Source organism: Nostoc sp. CMAA1605 (assembly GCF_021596505.1).
Classification (GTDB): Bacteria; Cyanobacteriota; Cyanobacteriia; order Cyanobacteriales; family Nostocaceae; genus Trichormus.
Genome location: NZ_PJIZ01000114.1, coordinates 1 through 15,477, shown reverse-complemented (window position 1 = coordinate 15,477; position 15,477 = coordinate 1). Strand labels below are relative to the sequence as shown.

The 15,477-nt window shown below is 41.8% G+C and carries 13 protein-coding genes and 2 pseudogenes; 11 read left to right on the top strand and 4 right to left on the bottom strand.

Annotated elements, in window-relative coordinates:
• Positions 1–1,091 (top strand): hypothetical protein (locus CV014_RS26090; RefSeq protein WP_236144678.1); only part of this gene is annotated, 1,091 nt, incomplete at its 5' end.
• Between the two features lie 200 nt (positions 1,092–1,291).
• Here CV014_RS26090 and CV014_RS26085 read toward each other — a convergent pair.
• Positions 1,292–1,992, bottom strand: a pseudogene (locus CV014_RS26085) (cytochrome b/b6 domain-containing protein).
• A 62-nt stretch (positions 1,993–2,054) separates the two neighbouring features.
• On the opposite strand from CV014_RS26085, the gene CV014_RS26080 reads away from it, so the two are divergent.
• Both CV014_RS26080 and trpD read left to right on the top strand, forming a co-directional pair.
• The gene (locus tag CV014_RS26080; protein WP_236144677.1) at positions 2,055–2,882 is read left to right on the top strand and encodes a DNA adenine methylase; all 828 of its coding nucleotides are present in this window, start codon (positions 2,055–2,057) and stop codon (positions 2,880–2,882) included.
• Positions 2,883–3,171: 289 nt separating this feature from the next.
• Positions 3,172–4,254, top strand: a complete 1,083-nt coding sequence (gene trpD / locus CV014_RS26075) for an anthranilate phosphoribosyltransferase (protein WP_236144676.1) — start codon at positions 3,172–3,174, stop codon at positions 4,252–4,254.
• On the opposite strand, the gene CV014_RS26070 is transcribed toward trpD, so the two are convergent.
• Positions 4,184–5,266 carry a retropepsin-like aspartic protease family protein gene (locus tag CV014_RS26070; protein ID WP_236144675.1) on the bottom strand — a complete coding sequence of 361 codons (1,083 nt, stop codon included), beginning with the start codon at positions 5,264–5,266 and terminating at the stop codon, positions 4,184–4,186. The two genes, trpD and CV014_RS26070, sit on opposite strands and share 71 nt — an antisense overlap.
• 348 nt (positions 5,267–5,614) lie before the next feature.
• Between CV014_RS26070 and carA the strand changes: the two genes are divergently transcribed.
• The 5 genes from carA to CV014_RS26045 all read left to right on the top strand — a co-directional run bounded on the left by carA (position 5,615) and on the right by CV014_RS26045 (position 9,649).
• Positions 5,615–6,781, top strand: coding sequence for a glutamine-hydrolyzing carbamoyl-phosphate synthase small subunit (carA, locus tag CV014_RS26065; RefSeq protein WP_236144674.1), 1,167 nt, complete (start codon positions 5,615–5,617; stop codon positions 6,779–6,781).
• A gap of 205 nt (positions 6,782–6,986) precedes the next feature.
• Positions 6,987–7,388, top strand: a complete 402-nt coding sequence (locus CV014_RS26060; protein WP_236144673.1) for an STAS domain-containing protein — start codon at positions 6,987–6,989, stop codon at positions 7,386–7,388.
• A gap of 323 nt (positions 7,389–7,711) precedes the next feature.
• On the top strand, positions 7,712–8,191 hold the full coding sequence (locus CV014_RS26055; RefSeq protein WP_236144672.1) for a Mini-ribonuclease 3: 480 nt from the start codon (positions 7,712–7,714) through the stop codon (positions 8,189–8,191).
• 98 nt (positions 8,192–8,289) lie between these two features.
• A complete protein-coding gene (gene rlmB / locus CV014_RS26050) occupies positions 8,290–9,249 on the top strand; it encodes a 23S rRNA (guanosine(2251)-2'-O)-methyltransferase RlmB (protein ID WP_236144671.1) in 960 nt (319 codons plus the stop codon).
• A 97-nt stretch (positions 9,250–9,346) separates the two neighbouring features.
• A complete protein-coding gene (locus CV014_RS26045; RefSeq protein WP_236144670.1) occupies positions 9,347–9,649 on the top strand; it encodes a DUF1816 domain-containing protein in 303 nt (100 codons plus the stop codon).
• 88 nt (positions 9,650–9,737) lie between these two features.
• On the opposite strand, the gene CV014_RS26040 is transcribed toward CV014_RS26045, so the two are convergent.
• Positions 9,738–10,565: an alpha/beta fold hydrolase gene (locus CV014_RS26040; RefSeq protein WP_236144669.1), complete on the bottom strand. Its 828-nt coding sequence runs from the start codon at positions 10,563–10,565 to the stop codon at positions 9,738–9,740.
• 96 nt (positions 10,566–10,661) lie between these two features.
• Positions 10,662–11,258, bottom strand: coding sequence for a CAP domain-containing protein (locus CV014_RS26035; RefSeq protein WP_442946948.1), 597 nt, complete (start codon positions 11,256–11,258; stop codon positions 10,662–10,664).
• Positions 11,259–11,584: 326 nt separating this feature from the next.
• Between CV014_RS26035 and CV014_RS26030 the strand changes: the two are divergent.
• The 3 genes and pseudogenes from CV014_RS26030 to CV014_RS26020 all read left to right on the top strand — a co-directional run.
• A pseudogene (locus CV014_RS26030) lies at positions 11,585–13,226 on the top strand (adenylate/guanylate cyclase domain-containing protein).
• A gap of 164 nt (positions 13,227–13,390) precedes the next feature.
• Entirely contained in the window at positions 13,391–13,909 is a 519-nt protein-coding gene (locus CV014_RS26025; protein ID WP_236144667.1) for a DUF1622 domain-containing protein, read from the top strand.
• Positions 13,910–14,184: 275 nt separating this feature from the next.
• The coding region (locus tag CV014_RS26020) for an NAD-dependent succinate-semialdehyde dehydrogenase (RefSeq protein ID WP_236144666.1) at positions 14,185–15,477 on the top strand (1,293 nt) is incomplete at its 3' end.

Here is a 15,477-nt window from a genome sequence, read left to right as displayed (position 1 = left end):
ATCTCAAGCAGTTATTGGGAATCGAAAAATCAGCTTTGGGGCAGTTATTACGGTATAGTCTCTATGGATTGGAGGCGACGCTGAGGAAGGCGCAAGCGGAATATCATCATGATCCTGGTGCTGAATTGTGTGATCAGGTGTTGTATGAGATTCACAATTTGTTACAGGTTAAGGAAGAAGCGAAACCTACGGTAAGTTGTACCCAGAGTGAACCAAAATTGGGTTATCTGCGTGCGGCATTTGATGCGGATGTCGAACTCGGTATATATTTGGGGAATTCGCCTTTATGTAGTCAAACAGATGCGGATTTGTGGAATGAAATTCACCGCAAGCTGTTGCGAGTCCCTGAAGATTTGGCGGAATTTTGGCGACAACGGGCTTTAGATTTGGCGCAAGAAGTAGGTGCGATCGCCGATAATTCTCATCTGCATTATTTGCCTTTTATTCGAGATGAAATTGTCTATCCAGGATTAAGTGGAACTGTGGTTTCACCTGGGTTATGTTTATCTCAAAAAGCATTACAAAAAACTAAAATTCTTCCTGAATCTGCTTCTGAAGAATTAACTTTATTAGCAAGCTTTCTAGTATTATTAACTAAATTTATTGAAATTGAACCAGAGCTATATCATGCCTTTAAAAGTGTATTTAGCTTTGATGTCATTCATTTACATTCCCAACTAGAACAAAAAATCCAGTATGTGGAAGCATTAGGCGATCGCTTTCACCGTACCAAAAAAGCCGAAGAAAGCACAGACCCCTTGTCAATGCTACGTGCTTGGCTGGATATGGATGAGGCGATACATTCCTTAATCTTTGTTCCTCCCGCCGAAAGATATTCCTGGTGGGGTAAACTGCAACAAGAATCACGACGCGCTTTAAAAAAAGTGGCGGAGATTGCGAATAATGCCGGTCACGAAGTGAGAATACGTCAACTCACAGGACTTTATGCTGATATTTGTGCCTTAACTAAAGACGATTTACAACTAGAATGTGGCGGAGTTCCTGGCGAAGTTTTAACCTGTCTGCGAGTCTATGCCAGAATTAATCATGAAGGAATTCCCGGCCGCGTCATCTTTCGTTCATCACGCTAGGAAGGATTTATCTTTACTATCAGGAAATATTAGGATGAAAGGATATATAAAAGGCCGCAATGTTATTTTGTTAGAAAATTTACCAGATTCTTTTCAAAATTGATGAGAGAGAATATTTTCTTTCTTCCCCCTGCGCCCTGCCCCCTTGCCAAAAAAGCGATAGTATATTTTTTAAATTGGAAGTACCTTAAAAAATACTATCAACCCCCAGCCACCAAAGGTAAAACAAACGCCATCAAAATTCCCACTAATACAATTATCTCTAAAACTCGCAAAAGCAAATTATTGCCTACGCCAAAGTTAGCTGATAAATTTCCCCACCAAGCGCGCAAATCATCCCACCAACGACTAGGCTTATCTTCAGGACGCACCTTGAACACAAACATCGAAACTAATAAAGGTACACCACCCACCTTGCTAGACATCAAAAGATGAATAGCCAAACAGACAACCATCACCACCCAAGCTGACAAATGCAAATAATACCAAACGTGATTTAACTCTCCTGTTGGTAGCCATTCTTCTTTCATCATTCTGCCGGAAATTAAGGCGAAGACAGAGGCCAGCAACATTAGAGTATTAGCAATTCTTTGCAAACTCACCCACCAAATCGGTCTACCAACCTGACTTAAGTTTTGGAAAGAATCCCCTTGCAACAGTCGTTTGTTTCCTGCATGAAAACTATACAGCGCGATCGCTGGAAACACAATCAAGAAAAAACTGCAAAAGTCCCGTGAATATCGATAATGGCACTGATGCGGGGGATGAGGATTTTACCGAATCTGCCATCGAAAGTATTGTAAACTAAAAATCCGGTAATGATGGCGGCGATCGCTAAAATACCACTCACACCATGCAGAATTCGCAACAATAATGGTTGATAGGGAACAGAACGAGACATAGGTATTAAATTAAACATAAATTAAATTCTAATTATAAAATAATTTGAATATTTTTCACAAAATGCTCAAAAGCCCTCTCCGTTATCCTGGCGGTAAATCAAAAGCTATCAATCAAATAGTTGAATACCTACCAGAAAGTTTTGCTGAATTTCGTGAACCATTTATAGGCGGTGGTTCAGTTTTTATTTATCTTAAGCAAAAGTTTCCTCAGTTAAAATTTTGGATTAATGATTTAAATCAAGAGTTATTTTTATTCTGGAAAATTGCTCAATCTGAACTAGCACAGTTAGTTAAAGAAATACAGCAAATTAAAGATAAATATAAAGAGGGTAAATTACTATTTACAGAATTAACCAGTGTGGATGTTAAGAGCCTATCTGATTTAGAAAGAGCAGTTCGCTTTTTTGTCCTGAATCGAATTACATTTTCTGGCACAGTAGAATCAGGAGGTTTTTCCCAGGAAGCCTTTCATAAAAGATTTACATATTCTTCTATAGAACGCTTAGAGAAACTAGAAACTATTTTAGATGAAGATATTAAAATAACTAATTTGGACTACAGTGAACTTGTCAAAACCAAAGGTGATAATGTCTTTTTATTTTTAGACCCCCCATATTTCAGTGCTACCAAATCCAAATTATATGGAAAAGATGGCGATTTACATACATCTTTCGACCATCAAAGATTTGCTGAGATATTAAAACAATGCCATCATCAATGGTTAATCACTTACGATGATTCCCCGCAAATTAGAGAAAACCTTAAATATGCTCATATCTACGAATGGGAATTACAATATGGCATGAATAACTATAAGCAAGGAAAAGCAGCAAAAGGTAAAGAGTTATTCATTACTAACTACAAATTTAAAGGTAAGTATAACGATTGAAAAAACAGCAAGATAAAAATATGAGGATTCAGTTCGTAGTAAGGACTTTAGTCCTTTCTTGTTTGTGGAGCATCTCGTAGAGAGAACTTTAGTTCTCTCTACAAACCTATAATTTTTTACCTTGTTTTACTTAATAGCGATAAAAAAATAGATAAAGATAACAAGACTAATTTCCCTTTGCAGTTGCAGCTTGATATTGTGATTTAACTTTGGAGAGGGGGCAATTTTTCGATAGGATAACTGCCATACACAATTCTTGTAATTATCCGTAACAGTTATCACTCTAATTATGACAACTTCTGCTGCTGTCACCGCCTCCCTAGAACCCTATCTTCTCCTACAACAGCTAATTGATGGTCAATCCCTCAGTCGCACTCAAGCCGCAGAATTAATGCAAGGTTGGCTGAGTGAAGCCATCCCTCCAGAATTATCCGGTGCAATCTTAACTGCACTCAACTTTAAGGGTGTTTCCGCCGAAGAACTAACCGGTATGGCCGAAGTTTTACAATCTCAATCAAAAATGGGGACTGGACAAAATTCTTTCCCATTCCCCATTCCCCATTCCCCATTCCCCATAGTTGATACTTGCGGAACTGGTGGTGATGGTTCTTCCACTTTCAACATTTCTACAGCCGTGGCTTTTGTGGTGGCGGCTTATGGCGTACCTGTTGCCAAACATGGTAATCGTTCGGCATCTAGTCTGACAGGCAGTGCTGATGTTTTAGAAGCGTTAGGCGTGAATCTAAACGCGCCTAGTGAAAAAGTCCAAGCTGCACTACAAGAAGTCGGGATCACCTTTTTATTTGCCCCTGGTTGGCATCCCGCATTGAAAGCTGTGGCACAATTACGCCGGACTTTAAGAATTCGCACAGTGTTTAATTTACTTGGCCCCTTAGTAAATCCCTTGCGTCCCACTGGGCAAGTAGTAGGTTTATTTACACCCAAACTTTTAGAAACCGTTGCCCAAGCTTTACAAAATTTAGGCAAGGAAAAGGCGATTGTACTGCACGGAAGGGAAAGATTAGATGAAGCGGGTTTAGGTGATTTAACGGATTTAGCAGTGTTATCGGATGGTGAAGTTAAGCTAACTACCATTAATCCCCAAGAAGTTGGCGTAACACCTGCACCAATTACAGCCCTCAAAGGTGGCGATGTGCAAGAAAACGCCGTCATTTTAAAAGCGGTGCTACAAGGCAAAGGAACTCAGGCACAACAAGACGCTGTAGCCCTCAATGCGTCCTTAGCACTACAGGTAGCGGGTGCAATTCCCTTGTTAGACCATACCCAAGGGGTGAAAGCAGCTAAGGAGATTCTACAGACTGGTACTGCCTGGACAAAGCTGGAACATTTAGTTCAATTCCTCCAGAACTAGCATCTGAGTGCGATTGCGGGCGGAACTCTACCACGTTGCGTTTAATGGTGACATCGTAATTACCAAAAAAATCATGTCCCAATAAACCCGTTTCTAATTCTGTCCCAGCGATCGCCACCGGTACACGATTCACTGTCACACCCCCCAAAGCCATTGATTCCAAATAACCAATCGGAAATTCTACCGCCCTAGAACTGGCGGTGTTAGCTTTGGCTTTCCCCACGGGGACAACTCCCAAAGCATTGGCCATTGCTTGAGTAATCACTGTGCCACTTGCCCCAGTATCAACAATCATGTCAAACTGTTGCTGACCATTGAAAGTCACACTCACCACAGGTGTACCACCAACCCGCCGTCTAATGGGGGCAATGTATACCCTTTCTGGAGTAATAGCAGCCGATACCGGAAAACCTGTTGTTTCTGTGGATACTTCTGTTCCAGGTGGTGGTACAGGAATAGTGAATTTAGATTCAGGTGTAGCATTTGCTATGGGAGGTGCAGACTGACGAGTCTTTGCCGCCTTAACTGGGCGAGAAGCTACCGCTACAGACCGAGGCGATGGTTTAGCAGCCGTATTAGCTTGGCGGATAGCATACTTCATTTGCCCCTCAAACTCATTGATTTTAGCTTGGGCGATCGCAAACTCTGGACTTTGCCGTTCCACCTTTCGCATCAAAGTAATCGCATCATGATACTGACTCGCCACCAAATACCAATCATCCGGCGATTGTGCCGATTGACTAATACTAGTCGCACCTGCTGCCTTATCTAGTCCCATTTCAAACGCACTGGGTTCTAGGGGTGATGATGGCAGGTTAGTTGATGTCGCGATGCTGGGTGCAGTTGTAGGTTCTGCCGGAGATTTGGCATTGGCCAGATCATCAGTCACCACAGATTGCTGATTCCGCAAAACAGACGTTTTTGGTTGATTTGTCGTACAACCGCTACTCGCAACTGCGATCGCACCAGACAGAAAAATCAGCGTCGCACGAGAAAAAAAGGGCTGAAGCATAGATTTAATCTTGATTGAAACTGTCCCAGGACTCCTGCCACCGATTCCCATTGTAGATTTAATTCCCCATTGGAGAATTTAAAACCCAAAATTTCCGAATTATTCTTCCATTTTAATTTTTAATTAATTTCTTTGGAAACGCATAATTTACCAACTTATGGGATAATTAACACTCGCAGTATCCTGGAAGATGGGGACTGGGGACTGGGGACTGGGTACTAGGTACTAAGAAAGATTTAAGACGGGTAAACATCTCAGGAAATTAAAAAATTTATTTATCCCCAATCCCCAACCCCAATCCCCAATCCCCAACCCCCAATCCCCAACCCCCAATCCCATTTATCAACTATGCCCCTGTCTGACACAATTCCTGCTCTACTAGTTTTGGCAGATGGCACTGCTTACCGAGGTTGGTCTTTCGGTGCGACAGGAACAACCATCGGCGAAGTCGTGTTTAACACTGGCATGACTGGATATCAAGAAGTCTTGACTGACCCCAGTTACTGCGGTCAAATAGTCGTGTTCACCTACCCTGAATTGGGGAATACTGGCGTTAATCCCGAAGACGAAGAATCAGCCAAGCCACAGGTGCGCGGTGCGATCGCGCGCAATATTTGTCATCAACCGAGTAACTGGCGATCGTCACAATCCCTACCAGACTACCTGCAACAACACCAAATTCCAGGGATCTATGGCATAGACACCCGCGCCCTCACCCGCAAAATTCGGATGTATGGTGCAATGAATGGTGGTATTTCTACAGAAATCTTAGATGAAGCAGAATTATTAGAACAGGTACAATCAGCCCCCAGCATGGCAGGGTTAAATCTCGTCCAAGAAGTGACGACGCGCCAAGTGTACGAATGGTCAGATCCCACAATCCCGGCTTGGGAATTTAAGCCAGCCACAACCAGCAATCAACAAGAATCTTTGACAGTTGTCGCCCTAGATTTTGGCGTAAAGCGTAATATTCTCCGCCGCTTGGCTAGTTATGGTTGTCGCGTGATTGTTGTACCTGCCGATACACCAGCAGCAGAAATTCTCCAATACAATCCAGATGGTATCTTCCTTTCCAACGGGCCTGGCGATCCGTCCGCAGTTGCAGAAGGTATAGCCACAGCTAAAACCTTGCTGCAAAGTCAAAAACCCATTTTTGGTATTTGTATGGGACACCAGATTTTGGGTCATGCCTTGGGAGCAGAAACCTTTAAGCTAAAATTCGGCCATCGGGGTTTAAACCAACCTGCGGGTTTGACACAAAGGATAGAGATTACCAGCCAAAACCACAGCTTTGCGATTGATCCTGATTCCTTACCACAAGCAGTTGTGGAAGTGAGTCACCTCAACTTAAACGATCGCACTGTTGCAGGATTAAAACACAAATCCTTGCCCATCTTCTCAGTGCAGTACCACCCAGAAGCTAGTCCAGGCCCTCATGACGCTGATTACTTGTTTGAGCAGTTCGTCCAAACTATGCGAACAGCACGACAAGCAACTACAGCCCAAGTGAGTTAAAAAAGGATTAGGAATTAGGGAAAGGTGACTAGGGACTAGGGACTGGGGACTAGGAACTAGGGAGTAGAGGAAGCAGAGAAAGTAAAGGAGATTTGACTCCAATATTCTGTTTGCCCAATCCCCAGTCCCCAATCCCCAATACCTAATCCCCAGTCCCCAATCCCCACTAAAGGCTATAGACAACAAGCCTAAAAACCATCTATACTTGAGCGTTTACTTTAACCATGAGGAGGGAATTATTGCTGAACCACTAAATCTAACCGTCAGCCTGAGAGGTACTCGTGAAGCACGGGATAATTGTCAGCTATTCCGCCTCACAGGTTTGTTAGATGCCTTTTCGGAACCGACATTTCGCAAAGTTCTAGGCAATAAAATTGAAGAAGGCCCAAAGCACATCATTCTGGATCTTTCGCAAATTGATTTTGTCGATAGTTCTGGTTTGGGTGCTTTGGTACAGCTAGCCAAGCAAGCTCAAAACGTCGACGGAACTTTGCAAATCGTCACTAACGCCCGTGTAACTCAAACGGTCAAGCTTGTGCGCTTAGAGAAGTTTCTCTCGCTGCAAACCTCTGTTGAAGCAGCTCTAGACAACATCAAGCAGTCTTGATCGCTTGGCCGAATAATTAATTAAGCTATTCCGAACAATGTATGGGATAGCTTAATTTTGCGCTATGCTGGCAATCACCTCTCCCAGTGGGAGAGGGAAAAGCCACCAAATTCGGCAACAGATCATCAGAAAAAATCAGCAAGAAAAACGTTTATTCTATTAAAAATAACGATAAAATTGTCAAATAATCCTGATAGTTTTCCACATACTGAGTCTATAAATACAGCACCGTTGTGAGAGAATAGAACCGATTTGAGAATTTTTACAAGACAAATACTAAACAAATACTAAATAAGTTCAATCAGCTAAGGAATATTTAAGTTGTGAAGTCAAAGGAGGAAGAGTTATTAGATGGTAAAGATGAAAATCCCCAAATAGATACATCTTGGACTGACTCACTCTTAGCACACACAGCACAGTTCACACAACAAATTTCTCAGGGACAAATACAGCAAATCTCACCCTCTGCTCTAGCATATTTAGGGGATGCAATCTATGAGCTTTATGCTAGAATGTATTACCTGCTACCACTACAACGGCAAGATGCTTATCATAGACTGGTAGTAGCGCAGGTAAGAGCAGAAACACAAGCGCTACATTTGCGATCGCTAACTCCTTACTTGACAACAACTGAATTAGATATTGTCCGGCGAGGCCGTAACGCCGCCACAGGAAGACCTAAAAGAGTTAATCCTGAAATATATCAACAAGCAACAAGTCTAGAGACTTTAATTGGCTACTTATATCTCACCGATTTGCCACGCTTAACCGAACTATTGCAAAAAATCCATCCAGAGAAATAAATCATTATTTTAATCTCCATGATCGGAAAATCATTCAGTAATGGTTCAGTCAAGATGAGAATCGGTACGTTTACTCATGCTTTGTACCCAAAACTCCTATGAACAATAAGCCAAAAAAAATCAAGACCAATAGCGAACCTAATCGTGGGTCAGTGTTAAAACTCAAAGGTAAGCGTGTCATCACAACTTCACCGCGCCAGTCTAACAAAGGGGAGAGTAATTCCCACTCATCACACCCCCGTCGTCAATTTACACCTCCTACAGTTGCGGCCAAACCCACAACAGAAGACAGCGACATGATCTATGGTCGTCATCCAGTCTTGACTGCCCTAGAAAGTCAACGAGAACTCAACCGCATTTGGGTAACATCTCGTTTACGCTATGATCCCCGCTTTCATAATCTCATTCTCCAAGCTAAAGAAAACGGCACAGTCATTGATGAAGTAGACCCCAAACGTCTAGACCAAATCACATACCAAGCTAACCACCAAGGTATAGCCGCACAAATTGCGCCCTATTCATATATTGAACTACACGAATTGATCACCCAAGCAAAGGCAGTCACTGATCCCGTGATTGTTGTAGCCGATGGGATCACAGATCCCCATAACCTGGGCGCAATTATTCGGACAGCTGAAGCTGTAGGGGCGCAAGGTCTGATTATTCCCCAAAGAAGGGCTTCGGGAATTACCTCCACTGTGGTGAAAGTCGCAGCCGGTGCTTTAGAAAACTTTCCCGTCGCTAGAGTCATCAACCTTGGCCGCGCCTTAGAAGAATTGAAAGAAGCGGGTTTTTGGATTTACGGAACTGCGGCGGATGCTAGCGAACAACTGCACACAGTCAGCTTCCGTGGCCCCATCGTCTTAGTCATCGGTTCTGAAGGCGAAGGTCTGAGTATGTTGACACAACGATCTTGTGATGTGTTGGTATCAATTCCCCTTTTAGGTAAAACACCTAGCTTAAATGCTTCTGTAGCTTCAGGTATGGCACTATACGAGATTTTTCGTCAACGTGCCGTTAACACTTTATACCTAGATAAATTACCAAAACCTCTTTAAAAATTATGAGTAAAAGAGTATAAAGAAATGTAAATAGAATACATAAACACATCAGACGTTTAAAATTCAGTACCACGTTGATAAATTGGCGGCAACCATGACAACAATTTGGCATAACCTGAAGGAAAGTGTAATTAACACATACAACGCACTTGGCTTGGCTTGGTGGGTAGAAATTGAAACTCAAAATCCCCGTTGCACCTACTACTTCGGGCCTTTTCTCAATTCCACCGATGCCAAACTAGCGACTAAAGGCTATGTAGAAGACTTAGAAACCGAAGGCGCACAAGGGATAGTGGTAAACGTCAAGAAATGTAAACCAGAAAATTTGACCATTGCTGACGACCTGGGGGAACGGATTGACCGCAAAGTAACGCCTGTCTTTAGCGGTCAACTTTAATTTAGGCGTGAGTCAACGGTCAATGGTCAACAGTCAATGGTCAATAGTCGATGGCTATGGCTTTGAACTTTGGACTATTAACCTGGGACTATAGACTATCAACTACTTGCGGATGATTTGTTATCCAGATGTCGATATCACTGAGTAACTGCTGGGGTACTTCCCACGGGAAAAGATGAGCCGCGTTCGGATAGCAAAGCCATTGGCTGTATTTGAGGTTTTGAGCCGTTTCTAAACTGGACTCAGCTGTAATATGGCGGTCTTGAGAAGCGGCAATGACCAGACTTGGACAGTGAATTTGCTGGAGTTCTTCCAGACGGTTATATCCCAAAGCTATGGCACTGTAAAGGGCGCGGGTAGCAGCTGCGGAAGTTTGTAAATAAGCTGGTACAGCTGCTTGAGCAATATAATTATAGGCGGTGTGCGTATGTTGTTGAATGAGGTAGCGGAATAGCGATCGCTTGCCAAAAGTCTCAATATTCCACTGCCAACCAGGTTTAACATAATTCAACAGCGCGGCCATACCCGTGTAAAGATTGTCTTGCCATGTAATTGGCGGATGATTGCCACGGGGTCTAGCTGCTGTAGCGATTAAAATTAACCCCGTAACACGTTGTGGGAGACGCAAAGCCAATTCCATCGCTAAAATCCCACCTAAAGACCATCCTAATATCAAGCAATTTTCTATCTGTAAGCGGTCTAGCAGAGCTTCTAAGTCCGTTAGGTGGTCTGTCATGGCAAAATTGCCCTGAAAGCGGCTTTTGCCGTATCCTCGCAAATCTGGGGCAATAGTTTGGTAACGTTTTGATAAATGATTAGTAAATACAGCCAGACTCTGACCACGGCCAGGATGTCCATGTAAACACAAAATTGGAAATCCCTGACCTTGAATATTAACGTTAAGATTTACAACCATATATCAATTCAAAATATCCTACGGGTAGGCTTACGCCATAGTCAGAGAAGCAAGCTACAAAATTCATTCAAAATTAGAGAATTTTTACCTTTTGCCTTACTTTGATTTATAGCCTCCAGCGTAAGTAATAACACACATTTGTCTGTATGTGGCGTGAATCCCAAAAGCTACCCCTGTCACCTGAAAAGCTGGGTTGAAAATATTGGTGCGATGACCGCGCGATCGCACACCATCATCAATAATTAATTGCATCACAATATCTTGGGCAGTGTGAGAACCATAACTAATGTTTTCTGCGGCTGTCGCTTGCCAAGTACCATAACGATTCATCCGTATAAAAGGATCACTAGCATCGCTACCATGATGACCAACAATACCTTTTGCGCCTTGGTCTTTGACGTGATCCCTAGCAGCTAAAGACAAACCTTCAGATATGATTAATGATCCTACTGGTTTTGCAGACTTCAGAAAAGCGATCGCTTCATCTACTGCTTTTACCCCTTCTTGGGTTTGCAAATAAACATGATCAGCTAACTTGACTTTCTTTCCCTGAAATTGCCGACGATAATTTTCCAGAATCGGTAGGTAGGCTTGGGGGTTAATGCGTACTTTGTTAGTTTCTTCCACTACTTGCTGTTCTAGTGGTGAGAGTACGTATTTTTGGGAGGATTTTTCGGGACTTGTCGAAGCCATTCCAGGTATAAGTTGCCAAGGTTGGACGCTTTCCTTGAATAATTTCATCGCTGGGAAACTCATGATCAGGATATATGTATCTTCATGACATCAGTGCAATTTTTCGGAATTCTTCATTCCTGAAGCTGAAAAACAGCAGTACAAGAAAATCCCATGTTCAATAGCCCATAAATACTGATGCTTAACCAAAGATATTATGTGTATATTTATACTAATAGTTGTCGTTCGCTGTGAACAATGCCATAAAGAAATGATAAAGAGTTCATCAATATCTTGCAAACTCAAGATGTTTGCATTCCCAGCCCCAAAATAGATACATCAAACTCATGACTGAATTGACTTTACGCTTACAACAGGGAGATACCGAAACCACTGTCACCGTGAATCGAGACGTATTCACAATAGGTCGGTTGCCAGAATGTAACTTATACTTACCGGCAGGTGGAGTTTCCCGCAAGCACGCCCAAATTGTCAAACAAGCGAATGGTACATGGGTAATTGAGGATCTAGGCAGTAAAAACGGCACACAGGTAAATCAAACTGTTGTCAAAACATCTCAAAATTTAAATCATGGTGATGTCATTTGGCTGGGAAATGTCAGCTTGATGGTGATGGTTCACAACCCCCTACCACCACCACCCATTAAAGCAGTAACTTTTTATGAAGCTTCTGATCAAAGAACCATTTTACGTAACGCCAAACAACTACAACAACAATGGATAGAAGCTAACAGTAATGATGGTGATATTGGGGATAAAAATAAAACTATTGCCCGTCTTAAAGATTTAGTAGATATAGCTAAAAACCTTTGTGCAGCCGCATCCATAGAAGAAATTTTCTCTCAAGTACAACAAGTTGTATTTCGTTATCTCAATAGTATTGACCGTTTGGCTTTATTAATTGATGTTAAAAGTGATGGGCATTTAGAATTAGTGAATGCGGGTAGTAGAGACCAAACTCAGCAAGCATATCTCTTAGCAAATGCGAGTTGGATTAGTCGTAGTATTTGCCAAAAAGTCTTTGAAGAAAAAGTTGTAATTCAAACTGCTGATACGCAAAAAGATGAAAGATTTTCTGGTGAACATAGCATTTTACTTAAAGGTATTCGTAGTGCTATGGCCGTACCTTTGTGGGATGAAAATAAAGTAGTGGGGGTACTTTATGCTGATGCCCATTTATCTTCCTATCATTGGGAACAAGACGGAGAAGAAGAACTGAGCTTCTTTTCTGCTTTAGCTAATCTTGTGGCATCAAGTGTACAACGTTGGTTACTAGCAGAAAAATTAAAAAACCGAAGAAGTAATTCGTCATCGCTTAGAACGTTATCATTCACCTGCGGTTGTGCAGCAATTGATTGCTGTAGGTGGTTTACCAGATGGACGTTTACCACCGGCGGAAAGTGAAATTAGTATTTTATTTGCAGATTTAGTAGGGTTTACCGCTATTTCTGAGAGATTAAAACCAACTGCGATCGCTGAATTATTAAATAAGTTATTTGAAGAAATGCTACAGGAGGTGTTTGCTTGTGGCGGTACTTTAGATAAATATATCGGTGATTGTATCATGGCCTTTTTCGGCGCACCCGAACCCCAAGCCGACCACGCCGATCGCGCTACATCAGCCGCCAAGGGTATGTTAACTCGTCTAGAACATCTCAATGCTAATGGTTTCTGGCATGAAACCTTACAATTACGTATTGCTATTAATAGTGGTAAAGCAGTTGTAGGAGATGTGGGTAGTTCGCAACGGGTAGAATATACAGCATTAGGAGCTACGATTAATTTAGCAGCCAGAATGGAAGGTGTTTGTCCTCCTAGTGAGTGCGTAATTAGTGAAGCAACTTATCAGCTAATTTCTAAACCTGAAGATTTTGAAGAAATGGGAGATTATCGCTTTAAAGGTATTGATAGATTGGTGAAAGTCTATCAAACAAGGTTACATCAAATGCCAACAATTATTCATCCTTAGTCAATAGTCATTAGTCATTAGTCATTAGTTATTAGGTGCTGCTACTTTATCATTTTCATTTGTCTGGATGCTTAACTTCTTACCTATTCCATATTCCCTATTCCCTATTACCTTTGTAGGCAAATGACTTGGTGAGTCAAAGTAGATTTCTATAGATAATCACCATGAAAAAAGAATCATTGCTTGAGTCTTTAGTCAATCTACTGCTACCTCTGGCATTAATTTTTGGTTTGGTGCTAATTTTAAATATCAATGTTGGTAAGATTGAGACAATAGAAGTCTCTATAATTCCCTTAGAATCATGGCTCAAGCTGATTGTTGGTTATTTAGCCGCAACAGCAGAAATCGCCGCCGCCTTAGTAATTGGATTAGCGGTAATTCGAGGAATTATCTATTATTTTCGGCAAATATTTGCTCGTTCTCGACAACATTTTGATTCTACAGAAGTGGTGCGTCTGCAATTAGGTAGATCATTGGCGTTAGGTTTAGAATTTACTGTTGCTAGTGATATCTTGCGAACAGCAGTTGCACCTACACGCCAAGATATATTAAATCTAGCAGCAATTGTGTTGTTAAGAACTCTGTTGAATTACTTTTTAGAAAGAGAGATTCGACTAGTGGAACAGACTCATTCTACTAGTCGAGAAAATATTCCTAGTGTAAATTCAGAAAGAATAGAATAAAAGTTTTTTGTTTGTAGTGAGGACTTTAGTCCTCAAAATAAGGGCTAAAGCCCTCACTACAAACCCTGTATCAATTGACAAAATAAAATAGGTTTTGCATCAGCAGTATTAATAATTAGTAGCAAGTATAAAATAATTCAAGTTTAATTGCGAGATTTTAAGTTAGAACAACTAAGCCGTTTCTCAAAGACTACAATTTTGGTGGTAGCTACCCCGAAAAATATGTGTAACACTAAGAAGCTACCTCAAGCTATATTGAAACGGGAGGTCAGGAAATGGCGATCGCCACTATCAATCCCGCCACTGGGGAAACGCTCAAAACTTTTGAGCCACTCAATGATACAGAAATTGCTGCTAAATTAAATTCGGCACAACAGGCTTTTGAAAATTACCGCAACACAAGTTTTAACGAGCGATCGCAGTGGTTAAATACAGCTGCGTCAATTTTAGAGCAAGACAAGGCTGATTTCGCTAAACTCATGACTATTGAAATGGGTAAGCCTTACAAAGCTGCGATCGCAGAAGTGGAAAAATGCGCTGCTGTGTGTCGTTACTACGCTGAAAATGCTGCCGATTTCTTGGCCGATGTGTCAGTAAAAACAGATGCTAGTCATAGTTTTGTGCGCTATCAACCTTTGGGAATCATTCTCGCTGTGATGCCGTGGAATTTTCCCTTTTGGCAGGTATTTAGATTTGCTGCACCCGCACTGATGGCGGGAAATGTCGGCTTACTCAAACACGCATCTAATGTTCCCCAGTGCGCTTTAGCAATTGAAGATATTATCAAACGGGCTGGCTTCCCTGAAGGTGCATTTCAAACTTTATTAATAGGTGCAGCACAAGTTGCTGATTTGATGGCAGATGAAAGGGTAAAAGCTGCTACCTTAACCGGTAGTGAACCTGCTGGTATATCCTTAGCGGTGGCGGCGGGAAAACAAATTAAAAAAACCGTCTTGGAATTAGGGGGAAGTGACCCATTTATTGTGTTAGAAAGTGCTGATTTAGCAGCAGCAGCAGCCATCGCCACACAAGCCAGAATGTTAAATACTGGTCAATCTTGTATTGCAGCAAAACGCTTTATTGTAGCAGAAGCGATCGCTGATCAATTTGAGCAGTTGCTGTTAGAAAAATTCACAGCCTTAAAAGTTGGTGATCCTATGCTTCCCGACACCGATTTAGGCCCTTTAGCCACACCAGGGATTCTCCAAGATTTAGACCAACAAGTTAAAACTGCCGTCAAAAGTGGGGGAAAAGTTTTAACAGGTGGACATCCTTTAAATATTCCTGGCAACTTTTATCCACCAACAATTATCATAGATATCCCTGCTGACTCACAAATTGCCCAAGAAGAATTTTTTGGCCCGGTAGCTTTATTATTTCGTGTGCCAAATATAGATACTGCAATTAAACTAGCAAATGCTACACCCTTTGGCTTAGGTGCGAGTGCTTGGACAAATAATCACCAAGAACGCGATCGCTTAATTACAGAAATCGAAGCAGGCGCAGTATTTATTAACGGCTTAGTTAAATCCGACCCCCGCTTACCATTTGGTGGCATTAAACGTTCT